The sequence below is a fragment of the Acidobacteriota bacterium genome, from assembly GCA_038040445.1.
GTDB lineage: Bacteria > Acidobacteriota > Blastocatellia > UBA7656 > UBA7656 > Onstottus_A > Onstottus_A frigus.
Genome location: JBBPIG010000007.1, coordinates 1 through 18196 on the forward strand (window position 1 = coordinate 1; position 18196 = coordinate 18196).

Genomic DNA, 18196 nt, shown 5'->3' on the forward strand with positions numbered 1-18196 from the left:
CGCGTTCGGTCTCAGCTCGGGGTTGTTTTACGTGCCCGGTACTTTCACCCCAACAGACGAGGTCATTGAGCTGGCGCGAGTCGCCGCCCGTTTCGGCGGCATCTACATCTCGCACATGCGCGACGAAGCGGCGGGCATAGTCGATAGCGTCAAAGAGACGATAGCGATAGGCGAACGCGGCGGGCTTCCCACTCAGGTGACTCACCACAAAATCATCGGTCCCGCGAACTGGGGAAAGAGTCTCGAGACGTTGCGCTTGATCGACGAAGCGCGTGCGCGTGGAGTCGACGCGACGATCGATCAGTATCCTTACACCGCTTCGAGCACGAGCATTCAAGCGGCGCTGCTTCCCGCGTGGGCGCAAGAAGGTGGCCGCACTGAGATTATGAAGCGGCTCAAGGACCCGGCGACGCGCGCGCAGATCAAAGCAGAGACCATCAGGATCATCAAACACGAGCGCGGCGGCGGAGATCCAAAGAATATCGTCATCGCCGGCTGTGGATGGGATTCGTCGCTTGCGGGGAAGAACCTCGCCGATGTCGCTCGCTTGCGTGGAATGGAGCCGACGGTTGAAAACGCCGCCGAAGCCGCCTTGTGGATCGTTGAAAGCGGCGGCTGCGGTGGAATTTTTCACGCGATCAACGAAGCAGACCTCGAGAGGATCCTCAAACATCCGGCGACGATGATTGGCTCGGATGGTGAGATTCCGATCTTCGGACAAGCTCACCCGCATCCACGAAGCTACGGCACGTTTGCTCGAGTTCTGGCCGTGTACGTTCGCGACCGGCACACGATCACGCTCGAGGACGCGGTGCGAAAGATGTCTTCGTTCCCGGCCCAGCGTCTCGGCTTGATCGATCGCGGGCTGCTGCGGCCCGGAATGAAAGCCGACATCGCCATCTTCGATCCCGCTCGCGTACGCGACGCCGCGACGTTCGAGCGGCCGCACCAATACGCCGAAGGTTTTTCAGCGGTGATTGTGAATGGGCAGGTCGTGTTCGAGCGAGGAGGGATGACCGCGGCTCGACCCGGCAAGGTTTTGTACAAACGACAGTGAGCAACGACGTGAACGTGTTTCAAAACCAGACGTTGAAGGACGCGCGTGAAGCCATCTCGCGCGGCGTTGTTGTGATTCTGCCGGTCGGCTCTACCGAAGCTCACGGACCGCACTTGCCGCTCGCGACCGACGTCATCATCTCTGAAGAGATGTCGCGTCGCGCTGCTGAGAAGCTCAACGCACACGGCGTCGAAACGCTCGTCCTGCCCGCGGTCGCTTACAGCGTGACCGATTTCAGCTCAGAGTTTCCCGGCACCATTTCAATAAAGAGGGAAACGGCTGTCGCGTTGCTACACGACATCTGTGTGTCGCTCTACAAACAAGGCGCGCGGCTTGTCGCGGTAGCCAACTCGCACCTTGAGCCGGAACACGTCGCGTCAATCAACGAAGCGATCGAAAAGGTTAAGCAGGAAACCGGCCGCACGGTCGCGTTTCCCGATAAACGAAGGCGACGATGGGCCGGGACGCTCACGGAAGAGTTTCGCCGCGGCGATTGCCACGCCGGATCATATGAGACTTCGTTGGTTATGGCTGCCCGGCCCGATCTTGTGCGAGAAGAGATTCGCCGGTCGCTTGATCGAGTCCCCATCTCGATCTCGGAAAAGATCAGGGAAGGCGCGAGCACTTTCACCGAAGCGGGCGGGACGGAGGCGTACTTCGGCGATCCGCAAGCGGCCTCGCGAGAAGAAGGCGAGGCAACCTATGAAGCGCTATCGGACATGATCGTCACGTCCGTGATGGAAGCCTTGAAGGAGACTTCGTGAGGATGAATCAAACACAAAGGCACCAAGACACAAAGCTGGTTTGTTCTTTGTGTCTTCGTGCATTTGTGTTTAGGATCTGTTCTCGCTAGATCGTGTACTGAAGACATGGATCCTACGCTATCCGAAGACATTCAAGCAGCCCAGTCGAGCTATGGCTCTGTCCAACTTGATAGAGTTAAGTTCATCGCTCTGCTCGGCGGGTTAGAGTCCGACGACGATATCGGCTCACTGAGGCACAAGACAGCCGAGCTGAAGCGGATGATCACCTCACATGACGGAGCAGTTTTCGCCGATGCCGGTTCAAACGGGAATGTCGTCTCTTTGAGAACGGATGTCCTGGCTTCCGAGCTTGACCAGATCCTGGAAGCTCGTACGATCGAACGCGCCAAATACTATGTGAAGCGGCTGGAGCGCGGAGTCAAGAAGGTCAAGACATCAAAGATCAACGACATCAATCTCCACCGCTGGAAAGAACACACCGACATCATCACCGACAGCCTCTGGGTCTTGCCCAAACGTGACAGCGCCGGTGCACATCTCGCGTCCTATTGGGGAAATTTCATTCCACAGATTCCCCATCAACTGATGCTTCGCTACACCAAGAAGGGCGACTGGGTCCTGGATCCTTTTGTCGGAAGCGGAACGACGCTGATTGAATGCAGAAGGCTTGGCCGGAACGGCATCGGCATCGAGCTGAATTCCGGCGTTGCAAACCAGGCGCTTGAACTGGTGGGCAAAGAAAGAAACCGGTACTCGGTAAGAACAGAGATATTTGCCGGCGACGCGAGGAAGATTGACGCCCTGCGGATGATGGATGATCTCGATGCGAAGCAAGTCCAGCTTCTGATAATGCATCCGCCTTATCACGACATCATCAGCTTTTCAGAGGACGGCAACGACCTGTCGAACGCGGCGACCACCGATGAGTTCTTAAAGATGTTCGGGGAAACGCTGGACAACATCGATCCAGTTCTCGAGCGCGGAAGATATTTTGCTCTGGTCATTGGCGACAAATACTCCAAAGGTGAATGGATTCCCCTGGGATTTCATTGCATGAGTGAAGTGCTCAAACGGGCGTATTCGCTAAAGAGCATCGTCGTGAAGAACTTTGAAGAGACGCGGGCAAAGCGAGATCAGAAGCAGCTCTGGCGGTACCGGGCGCTCGCCGGCGGGTTCTACATCTTCAAGCACGAATACATTTTCATCTTCAAGAAGAAGTGAGGGCTCGCGGCCGAGGCCTCCCGAATACCCCACACAGCAGTGTGGGGATGCAACCACTACGTGGTTGGTGGGATTAGCCGTGACCACTTGTCTGTTATCGACTTTTTCAGCAGCCTGCCAGGCGACGGTGGTCTGCGTCTCCGGGCGACTGCTTCGTTCCGACAGGTTGAAGCGCATACGCGTCCGACCCTTACACAAACCCGGCAGGGCATCCCCCTCCAACAGCCTCAGAACCTATGACTCAAGTTATTGACTTAGCCTCTTTGGTTTTATAAGCTTCCGCCGACGCTTCAGAAGTTATCTCCCCAGCACCATGACACTAGCTAGTGGAACCCGGTTCGGCCCCTACGAGATACTCTCCCACCTTGGCGCGGGCGGGATGGGGCAGGTCTATTTGGCTCAAGACGTCAAGCTGCGTCGTAAAGTGGCTCTCAAGCTGCTCAGCGCTGAATTCGCCGACAATCAGGATAGGCTTCGGCGTTTCATTCGGGAGGCTGAAACTGCCGCGGGACTCAGCCATCCTAACGCCGCCCATATCTATGAGGTGAGTCAGGCGGATTCGATCAACTTTATCGCAATGGAGTATGTCGAAGGCGAGACGCTTCGCCGCCGTGCTGTTCATACCAAACTCAGCACGGATGAAATCCTTGATATAGCTGTTCAAGTTGCAAGCGCACTCACAGCGGCACACCAGGCAGGCATCGTTCACCGTGACATAAAGCCGGAAAACATCATGCTGCGCCCCGACGGCTACGTCAAAGTACTGGATTTTGGCCTCGCAAAGCTGACTGAAAGGCAAGCGCCGGCTGGCGACACCGAAGCGATTACCATGGCCAACGTGGATACAGATCCCGGTAAGGTGATGGGCACTGTGGCTTACATGTCACCCGAGCAGGCGCGGGGACTTGTGGTAGATGCCCGAAGCGACATCTTCAGCCTCGGCGTAGTGATCTACGAGATGGTCACAGGCCACAAACCGTTTCAAGGGGAAACTTCTACCGATGTCTTCGTTTCGATATTAAAGACCGAACCGGCGCCGCTCGCGAGGTATTCCCCAGAAGTCCCAACTGAACTTCAGCGAGTTGTCAGCAAAGCTCTGCGCAAAGACAGGGAAGAACGCTACCAAACCACCAAAGATCTACTCTTAGACGTAAGGAGCCTCAAACAGGAGTTGGAATTTCAGGCGAAGCTACAGTTCTCCCTGTCATCAGAAGTAAGTGGCGTAGCGGCGGCTGCATCAGGAAGCGGGCAGATAGCACTAGCAACGGCAAGGCAAACAGCAGCTCACTCCATCGATGCAGCAACACGGACAACGTCCAGCGCTGAGTATCTAATCAGTGAGTTCAAGAGTCACAAGAGAGCCGCCCTACTCGTTCTTGCAGTCATCATTGTTGCGGCAGCGGGACTTGCCTTCGGGCTGCTTAAAATAACCGGCCGGAACAATTCATCAGTGCCTTTCCAAGCGATGAAGATAACCAGGCTCACCACCACTGGCAAAGCCTTGTGGACATCGCTTTCCATCTCGGCCGATGGCAAGTACGTCACTTATGTGGTGGATGATGACAGGAGACAGAGCCTCTGGGTCAAGCACGTGGCAACCAACAGTAATGTCCAGCTCGTGCCCCCGGCTGACGTCGAGTACCGCGGAGTCACCTTCTCCCGCGATGGCAACTATGTTTATTACGCCAACTCGTATAAGAACGATCCTGTAGGCGCGCTCTACCAGGTCCCGGTTCTGGGAGGAACCGGAAGAAAGATACTGGAGGGTATTGATGGACCTGTCACATTTTCTCCTGATGGCAAGCGGCTCGCGTTTGTGCGCGAGTATCTAAGCAAAGCAGAGAGAGTATTGATAGTGGCAAACGTGGATGGCACCGGAGAACAGAAACTCGCCACGCGCAAGAACCCTGACTATTTTGTGCGAAGAGGCCCGGCCTGGTCGGCTGATGGAAAGATCATCGTATGTCCGGCTGGGAGTAATATCGGCAGTTACCAAAACCTGGTTGAAGTGCAGGTAGAAAGCGGATCAGAAAAGCCGATCTCCACTCATAGGTTTGTTGAAGTTGGACAGGTCGCCTGGCTGCCAAACGGTACTGGCCTGTTGATGACAGCCGCTGATCGACGCCCAAACCCAAGCCAGATCTACTACCTCTCGTATCCAGGCGGCGAGCTGCGGAAAGTCACCAATGACTTGAACAACTACTATGGCGTAAGCTTGACGGCAGACCTGAATACCCTGGTAGCTGTGCAACATGATGTGCTCTCCCGCATCTGGATCGCTCCGAGTGAAGATACCAGCCGAGCTAAGCAGATCACGTCCGGCAAGGTTGATGGAGGGGATGGTATCTGCTGGACTCCCGATGACCGGATAGTCTACCAATCAACTGCGGGCGGGAGTTACGAACTTTGGATTATGGACGCGGATGGAAGCAATCAAAAGCAACTGACGGGTCGAACCGGGGTTGAAGGTGCGGCTTCGAATGTTGCAAGGGGCTCTCCTTCGGTCTCACCCGACGGGCGCTACATCGTTTTCCGCGGTAACAGCACGGGTAGTTTTGATATCTGGCGCATGGACAGCAACGGTGACAATCTCAAACAATTGACGACTGACGGCGCCGCATTCAGCCCGGCGTGTTCACCCGACGGTCAATGGGTGGTTTACACATCGAATAGTTCTGGAAAGGATACCTTACTTAGAGTAGGCATCAATGGGGGCGAGCCTTTGCAGCTCACAGATAAGCCGTCACCTCACCCGGCCATCTCCCCTGATGGGAAGTTGATAGCGTGCTATTACGGCGACGAGCGGTCGAATTCGCCGTGGAAGATCGCGCTCATACCATTTGAAGGAGGGCAGCCGGCGAAACTGTTAGACGTCCCGCCAACCGTAAATTTAGACACGCCTATTAAGTGGACACCTGATGGGCGTGCGGTAGTATACGGTGACAGCCGCAACGGCATTTCAAATATTTGGAGCCAGCCCGTCGATGGTGGCCCGCCGAAACAGTTGACCAACTTCAATACTGATGGGATCTTGCACTTCGATTGGTCCCGTGATGGAAAGCAACTTGCCTGCTCGCGAGGCAATGAGATTTCTGACATCATCCTGATGGGTAACTCTAAATAAGAGTCACTAGTTCCCTTTAACAACGCATCATAGCAACCTCAACAAGACTCTGCCGCCTCCCGAGACGCTACCGATTTCAATGTTACAGTTCACTAGTCCCCTTTCAATTCCACACCTCCAAACGAAGAAACAATTGAACCAAACTCCTGCCTGTAGTAATCTGCACTTCGAATACTATCCCACATCTGCCCCTTCCTTTAAGCCTCCAATAAGCAGATAGAGTACAAGCCATTTCTAGTCACACTGTACAAGCGATCAGATCGGGCTCAGCTCCGGACGCGGTGAAGCTGGCCGCGGCCAGAGGTCTACTTCCGCTAACGAATGAGGCACTGCTCGAATCGTTGGTTGTGCTGAGTGCCGACGAAAACGAGGCCGTGCGCGCGGCGACCTCGGCGACCCTTGGCTCGCTCGATCCCGCAACGTTCTCTCATCTCGCCGCTCACGACGAGACTCCCGCGGAGGTGCTGGGTTTCCTTTGCTTGTGGCCGCGCGCGCCTCGCGAACTGGTCGAAGCCTTAATCTTCAATCCGTCCACACCCGATGCGGCGCTCGCCCAACTCGCGGCGCGCAGCCCCGACTCAAAGATCATCGAGGCTATATCGCTTAAGCAGCAAAGCCTTATTCGATCGCCCGAGATCATCGACGCGATCCTGACCAATCCCGCTCATACGTTTGAGGCAGCGCGACGCGCCCGCGAAGTGCAGGAAGAGTTCTTTCAAAAGCAGTTCGGCGTGCGGATGATCGCCGATGAGCAGCGCGTGCGCGCCGACGTGGCGCGCGAGGCCGCGCGTGAGGCACGCGATACAGTCTCAGTCGGCGGCATTGACGACTTGATACGGCTCGGCCTCATTGAAGAAGGAATTGATGACTGGCTGGTCACCGAGTATGAGCAAAGCTTTGGTCCCTTCGCTGCGTCGGCCCCGGGCCCAGATGAACAGTTGGACATCGAGCGAGCAGTAGGCGAGGTTGCCGCTGAAACGTTCGACTTGACCGTCGATAGGATACCGGTCTTTCAGCGGGTCGCTTTGATGAGCACGAAGGACAGGGTGATGCTCGCGATAAAAGGAACGCGCGAGGCTCGAATGATTCTGGTCCGCGATCCGAACCGCATAGTAGCGGGGGCGGTGTTGCGCAACCCGCGGTTGACTGACGCAGAGGTGGAAAACATTGCTTCGGTGAAGACCGTGCCGGAAGACGTGCTGCGGCAGATTGGCCAGAATCGCGCGTGGACCCGTTCCTATGTTGTCATACACAACCTTGTGCGAAATTCGCGGACTCCCATCCCAACCAGCCTTGCCTTTATCAATCGAATTCAAACGCGCGATCTACGCGTGCTTTCCCAGAACAAGAACATCCCCGATGTTATCCGGCAGACCTCGTACCGCCTTTACTTGAAACGCAGCAGCGGTTGATCAAAGGCTTTGGTTATACACCCGGCGGCCAAACTGGCGAACGGCGCCGCGTTGAGGACGAAGGGACAAGCCTCAGACGTTTGCTAGTGACTTGTAACAGGCCGTTTTGCTAGCGATCAGCTGGGTACCAAATCGGTGCGAATACGTCAAAGCCCGTGTCATCCGTGGTCTATGAGTTCGTAAGGATTGCATTGCCGACGCCGCATAGACCACGGATGACACTGCATTCGGCCGATTCGCGCGGATACCCCTCAGTCTTCACTCACTAGGCGAGGATGACTACTGAAATCGCGAGACGATGAAGAAGCCCCCACCAATCGCGATGGCGTCTTCCAACAGCGCCACCACGAAACCCGGCACCTTGAGAGTCTTGACCAGACGCGTTCGCGCCTCATAGCCGGCGAAGGCGCCGATTACTCCACCCAAACCACCCAGCACTGCTCCGAACAAAACGGATTGATGAGCGGCCGTGCAGAGGGCGGCGCCCGACAGACCACCGAGTACGAGCCGAGCGATCAGGCCGAGTGGCGCCTTTCGGCTTGGTGTCTGCGGGAGCTTGTCCACGACCAGTTCGACAATCGCCGCCGCGGCTAAGATGTATGCGGCCGCTGTCGAGCCTAAGAAGGCCAGGTTGGATTGTTGAAGGTCGAGCCACTTCCAGTGAGCAGCCCAACTGACCACCGCCGGCGCAGTCATCGAACGCAGGCCGGCTATTACGCCGATAGCAAACGCGAGGGCGAGAACTGAAGTTGTACTCATGGTCTGTCCGGTTTGGTCAACGTACCCTGGGAGCGCAGGCATTCCTGCCTGCCTCTTTTCGGTGAACGGCTATTTATCTTTCCAGCGCAACGCTAAGCAGGCAGGGATGCCTGCGCTCCCAGGGCGCTGGCAGCATTCAACAGCCCCATTGACGAGGGATCTAACTCAAGTCTTGTCGCTTCGATCAGATCGTTCAGTTGCTCGAGGCTAGTGGCGCTAGCTATTGGCGCCGTTATGCTCGGGCGTGCGATCAACCACGCCAGTGAAACTCTCGCGGGCGTTGAATTGAGTTGGCCAGCTACTTGATCCAGCGCCTCGAGAATCCGAAACCCGCGCTCGTTCAGATACTGCTTCACTCCCCGGCCTCGGGGGCTCTTTGATAGATCTTCTTCCGACCGGTACTTACCCGTGAGAAACCCGCGCGCCAGCGAGAAGTAACTGATCACGCCCAATCCCTTTTCCAGGCACAACGGTTCAAGATTGACTTCATAGTCTTCACGATCATAGAGATTGTATAACGGCTGCAGGCTTTGGTAGCTGGGGAAACGATGCTGCTCGCTTACCTGCAATGCATGGCAGAGCCGCTCCGCCGTGTAGTTGGAAGCGCCAATCGCCCTGACTTTCCCTTGCTCGATCAATTGCGCGTGAGCTTCCAGAGTTTCTTCCAAAGGCGTTTCAGCGTCGTCGGTGTGTGATTGATAGAGATCGATGTAGTCTGTTTGCAAGCGCTCGAGTGAACTCTCAACCGAACGGAGTATGTAGGTCCGCGAGAGTCCCTTCTTATCGGGACTCATCTCCATACCGACCTTGGTGGCGATGACTATGCTTTGGCGGCGGCCAGTTCGCTTCAGCCATTTGCCGATGATTGTCTCGGATTCGCCGCCGTAGTGTCCGGGAACCCATACCGAATACACATCGGCCGTATCAATAAGATTCAATCCGGCCGCGGCGAAAGCATCAAGCAGTCTGAATGACGCCGGCTCATCCGCGGTCCATCCGAAGACGTTACCGCCGAGAGCCAGTGGAGAAATCTCCAACCCGGAGCGTCCTAGTTTACGTTTATTCATTTCTTTTTCTCGAGCACGCGGTCGTCCAATCATATGCCGATCGCAATATCATACCAAGCGAATTCCGAACTGGGCTGTGCGCCTTACGCGGTCGCGGTCTGACAATTGCACGGGCACTAATGAACCCACCTCCGACGCATTCATGCCACGAGGGGGTTGAGTGGTGCATGAGGGCAATCAGTTCCGACGAAGTTCAGTTTGTGAACTGAGTCGTCTATGCGACGCTATGGATTCAGATCAATCACGCTTGAGGGAGCCAACCCCGGATTTGGATCACAATCCGGACGTTGATCATCAGCCGCCTCCATCCGACCTTCCACCAGACATTGATAAGGGCAGGCCGGTAAGAATACCTCCCGATCCGCCAGGGTTTCCGGAGGAGAATCAGCCGGACCCGCCACCTGAAGGCGATCCTCCAGGAAACGAGCCTACCCGGCTGTTCGACGCAACCTACCAGGACCCTGCGTCCGACTGCTAAACGCTTCGCGTAGCGCCGCATTCAACTAATAAGCTCAATTGCTAAAAGCGATTCGATGATCGTCAATCGATGCACACGTACCGTCAAACTGCCTAGAATTTCGTACGAGGTGTAGGAAACCAAGACACGGAAGTGCCACCGGGAGCGGCATCCGTATTGCACTTACCTCAAGCGACGAGGGCGTCCATTTAGTTGCGTATGCAGCGGAGGCTTGATTCAACCAGCGGGGTAGTCGCTAAGAAGGCACCCATTAAACACGGATCGAACCCAACCTGGAGCTATTTGGAGGTAAACCATGTACACACTAAGGCAGTTCATTTCAGCCGCTCTTCTGGTCGCGCTGACGATTACGACGATCGTTGGCGGCCTGAGCGTTTCGGCGCAACAGCGTTCGTTTAGCGTCAGCGAACAAGAAGTCGATCAGCTTCTCCGGCGCATCGAGATGCGATCGACACGGTTTCGTCAGGACGTCTTGCCGGCGCTTAATCAGACCCGAATCGACGGGACTAGGCAAGAAGACAGAATCACTGACCTCGTCCGAAACTTTGAAGCTGTGACCGCAACTCTGCGGGACCGTTTCAGACAAAGACGTGACGTGGCCGGCGATGTCCGCGAAGTATTAAACCAGGCCGCGCTCATCGATCGCTTCATGACGCGCATTCGCGTCGATGCAAACGCGGAACGGAGCTGGTCCGAGATTCGATCGGATCTCGAAGTGCTGGCACGCTACTACAACGTCACGTGGCGTTGGGACGCGGGGACGAGCGTTTCGGCGCAACAGCGTTCGTTTAGCGTCAGCGAACAAGAAGTCGATCAGCTTCTCAGGCGCATTGAGATGCGATCGACACGGTTTCGTCAGGACATCTTGGCGGCGCTTAATCAGACCTCGATCGACGGGACCAGGCAAGAAGACAGAATCAGTGACCTCGTCCGAAACTTTGAAGCTGCGACCGCAACTCTGCGGGACCGTTTCAGACAAAGACGTGACGTGGCCGGCGATGTTAGCGAAGTATTAAATCAGGCCGCGTTCATCGATCGCTTCATGGCGCGTAATCGTCTTGGGGCAAACGCGGAACGGACCTGGTCCGAGCTTCGTTCGGATCTCGAGGTGCTGACGCGCTACTACAACGTCACCTGGCGTTGGGACGCGGGGACCAGCGTTTCGGCGCAACAGCGTTCGTTTAGCGTCAGCGAACAACAAGTCGATCAGCTTCTCGGGCGCATTGAGACGCGATCGACACGGTTTCGTCAGGACATTTTGCCGGCGCTTAATCAGACCCCGATCGACGGGACCAGGCAAGAAGACAGAATCAGTGACCTCGTCCGAAACTTTGAAGCTGCGACCGCAACTCTGCGGGACCGTTTCAGACAAAGACGTGACGTGGCCGGCGATGTTAGCGAAGTATTAAACCAGGCCGCGTTCATCGATCGCTTCATGGCGCGCAATCGCCTTGAGGCAAACGCGGAACGGAGCTGGTCCGAGCTTCGTTCGGATCTCGAGGTGCTGGCGCGCTACTACAACGTCACCTGGCGTTGGGACGCGGGGACCGGGACGCCTGGACGCGTTGGGGGTAACGGACCGGGGCGGGGTCAGGCGGCACGCCTCCTAACAGGGACCTATCGCTTGGATCCTGCCCGAAGCGACAGGGTAGGGAGAGCAGCAAAGATTGCGACGCGCGGGGTTTCGCCTGCAGAGCAGCAACGTCTCCGCGAGATGCTCTCGCGGCGCCTGGAAGCGCCGGAGATGATCGCCATTCAACGCGAGGGTCGTAACGTTACGATCGCTTCGACCCGCGCGCCACAGGTTACCTTTGAGGCGGACGGACGCGACAGAGTGGAGCAGACGCCGCGGGGGCGCACCATTCGCGTCAATGCCAGACTCATCGGAGATCAACTGGTAGTCACGCAGACCGGCGACCGGGGTAACGATTTCACCGTAACTTTCGATGCGGTTGCCAACGGCCGCGAGCTTCGTGTCACCCGCCGTATGGAAGTTGAAAGTCTGACTGAGCCGGTATTGGTTACCAGTTCCTACAACAAAACTTCAGAGGTTGCTCAGTTGGATTTGTACAGAGAAACCTCTCCGGTTGTAGGAAGCGGTGTGGGAACGTCGGACAGCACACAGCTAGTCGCGATTCTCGACAACGCGCTGTCCACCAGACAGGCACGTGAGGGCGACCGCTTTACCATGACCGTTCGATCGCCGTCACAGTATGACGGCGCCGTAATCGAAGGCAATCTCGGCCGCGTTGGCCGCTCGGGTAGGGTTACGGGGCGACCCGAGCTCGCGATGAATTTCGAGCGAATTCGCATGCGAAACGGAGTGACCCGTCCATTCGACGGCTATATCGAGAGCGTCCGTACTCCGAACGGAGAGGACGTACGGGTTGATAACGAGGGGATCGTATCCGAACGTAATAGCCAGACCACGACTACGGTGGCGCGTACGGGCATCGGCGGCGCCCTCGGCGCAATCATCGGGGCAATCGCGGGTGGAGGCAAGGGCGCGGCTATCGGGGCGGCAGTTGGCGCAGGCACCGGAGCAGGCTCGGTCTACATTCAGGGCCGCGACGATCTCGAATTGATCAGGGGCACCGAGTTCACGATTCGCGCCAACGCGAATCGAGATCAGCCCGGCGATTAATCGCCTCGCCCAGTTCTTGTGGAGAGACCCGGTTTGTTGAACGGGAATGACTGAATGATCAGTGGTACAGACAAAAAAAGTGCGCGCATGCGGGTTGTCACTGTTTCGGTCCCGGCGGACAGTGACTACTTGCAGCCGGCATTGTCAGACGAACCCGCTCGAAACCTGTGCGGCTGTCGGCATCAGGATTGCTGACATAGAAGCGGGAGGAACGACGCTGACTGAGCCAATGATTCTTACAATTGTTGCCGGGGGTTGACTACGCTTCTAGGCGTTGGCTTCGGATGTCTGGTCCTCGAGCTGACCGTACGAGCAATGGCGCACAACTTAAGAGAGCCGCAGGCGGAGACTGCGCGAATGCACTACACGCTGGGTCGCCCGGGGGTTGTCAATACGCTGAGACCACGATGCGCGGTCCCGCGGCGTTAGTTGTTGTTCGACAGGTTGTGTTTCTTGATCATGCTGTAAAGCCGCGGCCGATAAACGCCGAGAAGGTTAGCCGCTGCTTGCTTGTTGCCGCCCGTGCGGTCAAGCGCGGCTCCGACTATTGCGCGTTCGACCTCGCCGAACACGTTGACCGGCTCGCCTCCGGACTTGGGGTCCGGCACCTTCTCGACGATTATTCTGCCGAGCTCCTCGAAGGAAAATTCCTTCGGGCCCACCGGCTGTTGTATGGGATCTACAGTGGTTGGTCCGGCTCTCGATGTAGAGACGCTTCCGCTTGTCGCGCCGGCCGCGGCCACTGCCGACACCGCTCTCACCGCCTGCCCGTAGGGCAAGGGTTCGAGTTCTATCGTACCGGTCTTGCATAGAAGCACCGCGCGTTCGATGGTGTGCTGAAGCTCGCGCACGTTGCCAGGCCACGAATACTCAAACAGCCGCTGATAAGACTCCTGTGACATTTTGCACACGGGGCGCTGATACTTCGCGGCCATTTCCTTTAGAAAGTGGTCGGCCATGTGCTGAATGTCCTCGACACGGTCGCGCAGCGGCGGCACGTGGATCTCGATCGTGTTGATCCGATAGTAAAGATCCTCGCGCAAACGTCCTTCGCGCATCGCCTCGTGCGGATTGCAATTGGTCGCCGATATGAGCCGGAAGTCGGCCTCCTGGGCCTTCTCGCTCCCCAACCGGTAATAAACTCGCTCCTGGAGGACTCGCAGCAACTTGGGCTGCAACTCAACGGGCATCTCGGCGATCTCGTCGAGCAAAAGACTTCCGCTATCGGCCCGGCTGATGAGCCCAGTCTTATCCATCGCCGCCCCGGTGAACGCCCCTTTGGTGTGCCCGAACAACTCCGACTCGATCAGCTCCTTGGGCAGAGCCGAGCAATTAATCTTGACGAAGGGCTTCTTGGCCCGGCTGCTCTTGTAGTGAATGGCGTTGGCGATCAGCTCCTTGCCGGTTCCCGATTCTCCAACGATCAAAATGTTGGCGTCACTTTCGGCGACGCTGTCGATCATCTCGTAGATGTCTTGCATTGCTTTGCTGCTGCCGATGATGTTGTAGTATGAGGCGCGGTTGGTCAGGCGGCCGCGCAGTTGTTTGATTTCTTCGGCTTGCTGCCGCCGTTCGATCGCCTTTTCGATCAACACCATCAGCTCTTCAAACTCTACGGGCTTCTCAACAAAGTAGAACGCGCCGGCCTTGGTCGCTTCGACTGCTTTTGATACCGAGCCATGCCCGGAAATCATGATGATCTCGGTTTCGGGCGAGATCTCCTTGAGCCGCTTGACGACTTCGATTCCACCCAGATCGGGAAGCTGCAGATCCGTGAGGACCACGGCGAAGTAACTGTCCTCGACCAGCTTCAGTCCTTGTTCGCCCGTTTCGGCGCGCCTCGTTTCATACCCTCGAGCCTGAAGATGAAACTCCGCGAGCTCGAGCATGTTCTGGTCATCGTCAATTATCAGGACTCTTGTCTTAGTCATTAGCAGTCACCTCGTAGCGTTTGGTTATCTTTGATCGTCGCCGCGTAAGAAACTAGTTGGAACCGATCCACGCTGGCTCCAAGATTGTTTTCCAACCCTCCCGGCGAACACTCATCGAGCTTTCATTACCCTGCCGGCGCGGCCCGTAAGGCTTGCGACGACGGTGGCGAGTTCTGCGGGTTCGACCGGCTTCGGCATATGCATCTGAAAGCCGGCCGATAGTGCGCGGATGCGATCGACGGAACGCCCATAAGCTGTCAGCGCCACCGCCGGAATGTGCCCGCCACGTTCTGCGGCAAGCTCTCTAACACGCCGGATCAGCTCATGCCCGTCTGCGTCCGGCATGCTGATATCGGACACAATCACATCGGGCTGCCTCCCGGTCTCGCCGGCTGCAAGCACATCCAAAGCTTCCTCGGCAGAAGCCACCGCGGTAACCCTCGCGCCGCATTGCTGAAGTAGCGTTGCGACCAGTTCGCGAGCATCAGCCTCATCATCCACAACCAGAACCCACACCCCCGAGAGGGAAGGGGCTTTCAACATCCCGGCCGCTCCGAACACCGGCGGCTCTCCGTCGTGCGATCGCGGGAGAACCGCGCGCAACGGCAGGTTGACGGTGAAGGTCGCCCCCTGCCCTTCACCGGGGCTCGTGGCGTTGACCGCGCCTCCATGCAGTTCCACTAGATAGCGCACGAGTGACAGACCAAGGCCAAGACCGGTGTTACGGCGGGTGCTCGAGCTGTCCGCTTGATGGAAGCGATCGAAGATGAACGGCAGATACTCTGGACTGATGCCCTTTCCTGTATCGCTTACGGTAATACGCACGTGAGGATCGGCCCGCTCGAGACGCATCTCGACGCGCCCTCCGTGGGGCGTGAACTTAATGGCATTCGACAGCAGGTTTGAGACGATCTGCTGCAACCGGTCCGCGTCGCCGGTGATCACTTCTCTAGAGGCGTTGAGGGAGAGCTGAACGTCGATCCCTTTGCCTTCGGCGGCCGGCCGTGAAAGTTCTACTGCATTCTCGATGACCGATGTGAGATCCACTGGTTTGATATCAAGCCGGAGTTTGCCGCTGACTATGCGAGCCGTGTCGAGCAAATCCTCAATTAATCTCGACTGAGTTCGGGCGCTGCGTTCGATGATTTCAATCGCATGAGTCATCGTGGCCTGGTCAACCGGCGTCGACCTCAGGATGTGGGCCCAACCGAGCATCGCGTTGAGCGGCGCGCGCAGCTCGTGCGAGACCATTGCGAGAAACTCGTCCTTGGCACGGCTGGCGGCCTCAGCTTGCTCGCGAGCATGCTGCTCCTGGCTCAATAGCCGCTCGCGTTCCGCTTCTGCCCGCTTCCGTTCAGTGATGTCGTTGGCCAGGACCAGCAAGGCGCGCCGCCCCTGGTATAACAGTTCGTGCCAGATGACCTCCGTCTCTACGATCGTCCCGTCCTTTTTCTTGTGCCGCCACTCCACGGCATTTGGGACAGCCTCAATCCTGGAGACATATTCTTCCATTGAGGCAACGTCTTCCGGAGGCCGGATGTCCCGGGTGGTCATCGTCAAAAACTCTTCTCGGGAATATCCGTAATGCTTGACCGCGGCTTGATTGACCTCCAGAAACTCGAGGGATTCCAAATCGCAGATCCAGGTCGGGTACGAACTGCTCTCGAACAAGAGCTGGTAGCGCTGTTCCGTCTCGCGTCGCGCCTCTTCCGCGTTTCGCATCCGCAGAAGTGCTTTGACGTTAGCGATCAACTCGGCGGGTTCCACTGGCTTGACTAGATAACCGTCGGCCCCGCTCTCTAAGCCATGAGCTCTGTCTTGATCGGTCACATATGAAGCTGAGATCTGAAGAATCGGTATCGAAGCAGTAGCGTGGTCCGCTTTCAGGCGGCGGCAGACCTCGTGCCCGCTGATGTCGGGAAGCTTCACGTCGAGAAGCACTAGCTGCGGCTTGACGTCCGCTACAACCTTCAGCGCCTCGCTTCCAGTCGCAGCCTCAAAGACGGCAAAGCCCTCGAGCCTGAGCAGCTCGGTCGTCGCCTCCCTGCTGCTTGCGTGATCCTCCACATTTACGATTTTGATCTGAGACATCATGGTTCTCGATCTGGCTCTCGCAGTGCGCGCTCGATTCTCAGTCCCTATGCGAGCACTTTATCAGTTTCATTTTGAAAGCGCACTCTCACGGAATGAAAGCGGCCCGGTGCTTCCAGGAAGCCGTCCGGTCACGCTCCCGAGCACGGTCAGCAATTCGGCAGGCTCTACCGGCTTGGGCGCGTGCATCTGAAAGCCCGCCGCGAGAGCTTTCATTCGGTCTTCGGCTCGCGCCTGCGCCGTCAGCGCCACAGCCGGCACAAACCCGCCGTTTCAGCGGCCAGCCTTCGCACCCGGAGCGCGCGGCTTCGCTCGATGGACGGGTGCAATTAGAAGTTGGACTTGTTTGGGGAAGACCACCTACTTCAAGTTGGGGGTTCGCCCTCCGGTTAGGAGGGCCATGTCCCAACTGAAGTTGGAGGTTTTCTTGATACGGACCTGAAGTCCCGCTGTTCATTGCACCCCCGATCGGACTCTGCCGACGCGCTCGTCTTGACAGCGTGCCCGGCCGTGACAAGAATCGAATCCAGTCTTCAGGACAAATCGAAATGAAATCAACGGCTGAAACCGACCTCGAATCGAGAATGAAAAACTCACGCGACGCGCTGGATTCTTGGGTTCGTGAGATCGTCGAGTGGCACTTCAATCCAGAGACCGGCTGTCCGTTCTGGCTGGAATACGCGAAGCAGCTTGATTGGGACCCGCGGCGCGAGATTCGCAGCTACGACGATCTCGCGAGGTTCGGCGGCTTCAAGGATGAATGGCTGCGCGGCGGTCCCGTTCGACGCTGGGTGCCGAAAGCGTATGCCGATCGACCCATCTACACTTTTGAGACAGGCGGAAGCACCGGCGTGCCCAAGTCGCGAATCAACATCGATGATTTTCGCATAGACTACGAAGCGTTCAGCGATACGCTTCCGGACCAATCGTTCCCCCAAGGCTCGGACTGGCTCATGCTCGGACCAACAGGACCGCGAAGACTCAGGCTGGCGGTCGAGCACCTCGCTCAGCACCGCGGCGGCATTTGCTTCATGGTGGATCTCGATCCTCGCTGGGTCATAAAGCTCATCAAGAGGGGTCAGGGTGAGATGGCCGACAAGTACAAACAGCACGTGATAGATCAGGGGCTCACGCTGTTGAAAGCTCACGACAACATTCGGTGTTTGTTCACGACGCCGAAGTTGCTTGAAGCGCTTTGCGATAAGGTCTCTTTGAAGCGCGTTGGCATCACCGGCGTGTTTTGCGGAGGGACCGAAATGACTCCGCAGTTCTACCGCTACGCCGTGGAAGAACTGCTGGATGGCGTTTACTTCGCGCCGACCTACGGGAACACACTGATGGGGCTGGCGGTTCATAAGCCGCGTGTTCCTGAAGACAACTACGCGGTTATCTATTATCCCCCCGCACCGCGCGCGATGATCGAAGTCGTTGACCCGGACGAGCCGGACAGAGTCGTCGAGTACGGGGAGACCGGCCGTGTACGGCTCACGACTCTGACGCGCGAGTTCTTCATGCCGAGATTTCTGGAACGAGACGAAGCTGAACGCGAGCCGCCGTGCGATCTGTACCCGTGGGATGGGGTTCGCAACGTCAGGCCGTTCTCGCGGTTCCAGACGAGCGTCGTTGAGGGAGTGTACTGAAATTGGCG

Annotated in this window: 13 protein-coding genes; 8 read left to right on the top strand and 5 right to left on the bottom strand. The window is 57.2% G+C overall.

Annotated elements, in window-relative coordinates; translation table 11 throughout:
* From AABO57_09195 to AABO57_09215, 5 genes are all read left to right on the top strand, one after another.
* A partial coding sequence (locus tag AABO57_09195; protein ID MEK6285900.1) for an amidohydrolase family protein occupies positions 1-1057 on the top strand: 1057 nt, incomplete at its 5' end.
* The gene (locus tag AABO57_09200; protein MEK6285901.1) at positions 1054-1821 is read left to right on the top strand and encodes a creatininase family protein; all 768 of its coding nucleotides are present in this window, start codon (positions 1054-1056) and stop codon (positions 1819-1821) included. The genes AABO57_09195 and AABO57_09200, both read left to right, overlap by 4 nt.
* Positions 1822-1926: 105 nt before the next feature.
* The gene (locus AABO57_09205) at positions 1927-3042 is read left to right on the top strand and encodes a DNA methyltransferase (protein MEK6285902.1); all 1116 of its coding nucleotides are present in this window, start codon (positions 1927-1929) and stop codon (positions 3040-3042) included.
* A gap of 313 nt (positions 3043-3355) precedes the next feature.
* Positions 3356-6166, top strand: a complete 2811-nt coding sequence (locus tag AABO57_09210) for a protein kinase (GenBank protein MEK6285903.1) — start codon at positions 3356-3358, stop codon at positions 6164-6166.
* Between the two features lie 281 nt (positions 6167-6447).
* Complete coding sequence (locus tag AABO57_09215) at positions 6448-7578, top strand: hypothetical protein (GenBank protein MEK6285904.1); 1131 nt, start codon at positions 6448-6450, stop codon at positions 7576-7578.
* A gap of 279 nt (positions 7579-7857) precedes the next feature.
* On the opposite strand, the gene AABO57_09220 is transcribed toward AABO57_09215, so the two are convergent.
* The gene (locus AABO57_09220) at positions 7858-8337 is read right to left on the bottom strand and encodes a DUF4126 family protein (protein ID MEK6285905.1); all 480 of its coding nucleotides are present in this window, start codon (positions 8335-8337) and stop codon (positions 7858-7860) included.
* Positions 8338-8429: 92 nt separating this feature from the next.
* The gene (locus tag AABO57_09225) at positions 8430-9404 is read right to left on the bottom strand and encodes an aldo/keto reductase (protein ID MEK6285906.1); all 975 of its coding nucleotides are present in this window, start codon (positions 9402-9404) and stop codon (positions 8430-8432) included.
* A gap of 226 nt (positions 9405-9630) precedes the next feature.
* On the opposite strand from AABO57_09225, the gene AABO57_09230 reads away from it, so the two are divergent.
* Together AABO57_09230 and AABO57_09235 are read left to right on the top strand one after the other, a co-directional pair.
* The gene (locus AABO57_09230) at positions 9631-9882 is read left to right on the top strand and encodes a hypothetical protein (GenBank protein ID MEK6285907.1); all 252 of its coding nucleotides are present in this window, start codon (positions 9631-9633) and stop codon (positions 9880-9882) included.
* A gap of 295 nt (positions 9883-10177) precedes the next feature.
* Complete coding sequence (locus tag AABO57_09235) at positions 10178-12526, top strand: hypothetical protein (GenBank protein ID MEK6285908.1); 2349 nt, start codon at positions 10178-10180, stop codon at positions 12524-12526.
* A gap of 425 nt (positions 12527-12951) precedes the next feature.
* On the opposite strand, the gene AABO57_09240 is transcribed toward AABO57_09235, so the two are convergent.
* From AABO57_09240 to AABO57_09250, 3 genes are all read right to left on the bottom strand, one after another.
* Complete coding sequence (locus AABO57_09240; protein ID MEK6285909.1) at positions 12952-14457, bottom strand: sigma-54 dependent transcriptional regulator; 1506 nt, start codon at positions 14455-14457, stop codon at positions 12952-12954.
* A gap of 111 nt (positions 14458-14568) precedes the next feature.
* The gene (locus tag AABO57_09245) at positions 14569-16548 is read right to left on the bottom strand and encodes a response regulator (protein MEK6285910.1); all 1980 of its coding nucleotides are present in this window, start codon (positions 16546-16548) and stop codon (positions 14569-14571) included.
* Between the two features lie 69 nt (positions 16549-16617).
* Positions 16618-16809, bottom strand: coding sequence for a hypothetical protein (locus AABO57_09250; GenBank protein MEK6285911.1), 192 nt, complete (start codon positions 16807-16809; stop codon positions 16618-16620).
* 287 nt (positions 16810-17096) lie between these two features.
* On the opposite strand from AABO57_09250, the gene AABO57_09255 reads away from it, so the two are divergent.
* Positions 17097-18188 (top strand): hypothetical protein, encoded by a 1092-nt coding sequence (locus AABO57_09255; protein MEK6285912.1) that lies wholly within the window; start codon positions 17097-17099, stop codon positions 18186-18188.
* Positions 18189-18196 lie beyond the last annotated feature (8 nt).

Coding starts and splice junctions, on each gene's coding strand:
- AABO57_09225 (MEK6285906.1), bottom strand. CDS start 9,404: ATGAATAAACGTAAACTAGGACGCTCCGGGTTGGAGATTTCTCCACTG.
- AABO57_09240 (MEK6285909.1), bottom strand. CDS start 14,457: ATGACTAAGACAAGAGTCCTGATAATTGACGATGACCAGAACATGCTC.
- AABO57_09245 (MEK6285910.1), bottom strand. CDS start 16,548: ATGTCTCAGATCAAAATCGTAAATGTGGAGGATCACGCAAGCAGCAGG.
- AABO57_09230 (MEK6285907.1), top strand. CDS start 9,631: ATGGATTCAGATCAATCACGCTTGAGGGAGCCAACCCCGGATTTGGAT.
- AABO57_09210 (MEK6285903.1), top strand. CDS start 3,356: ATGACACTAGCTAGTGGAACCCGGTTCGGCCCCTACGAGATACTCTCC.
- AABO57_09255 (MEK6285912.1), top strand. CDS start 17,097: ATGAAATCAACGGCTGAAACCGACCTCGAATCGAGAATGAAAAACTCA.
- AABO57_09235 (MEK6285908.1), top strand. CDS start 10,178: ATGTACACACTAAGGCAGTTCATTTCAGCCGCTCTTCTGGTCGCGCTG.
- AABO57_09220 (MEK6285905.1), bottom strand. CDS start 8,337: ATGAGTACAACTTCAGTTCTCGCCCTCGCGTTTGCTATCGGCGTAATA.
- AABO57_09205 (MEK6285902.1), top strand. CDS start 1,927: ATGGATCCTACGCTATCCGAAGACATTCAAGCAGCCCAGTCGAGCTAT.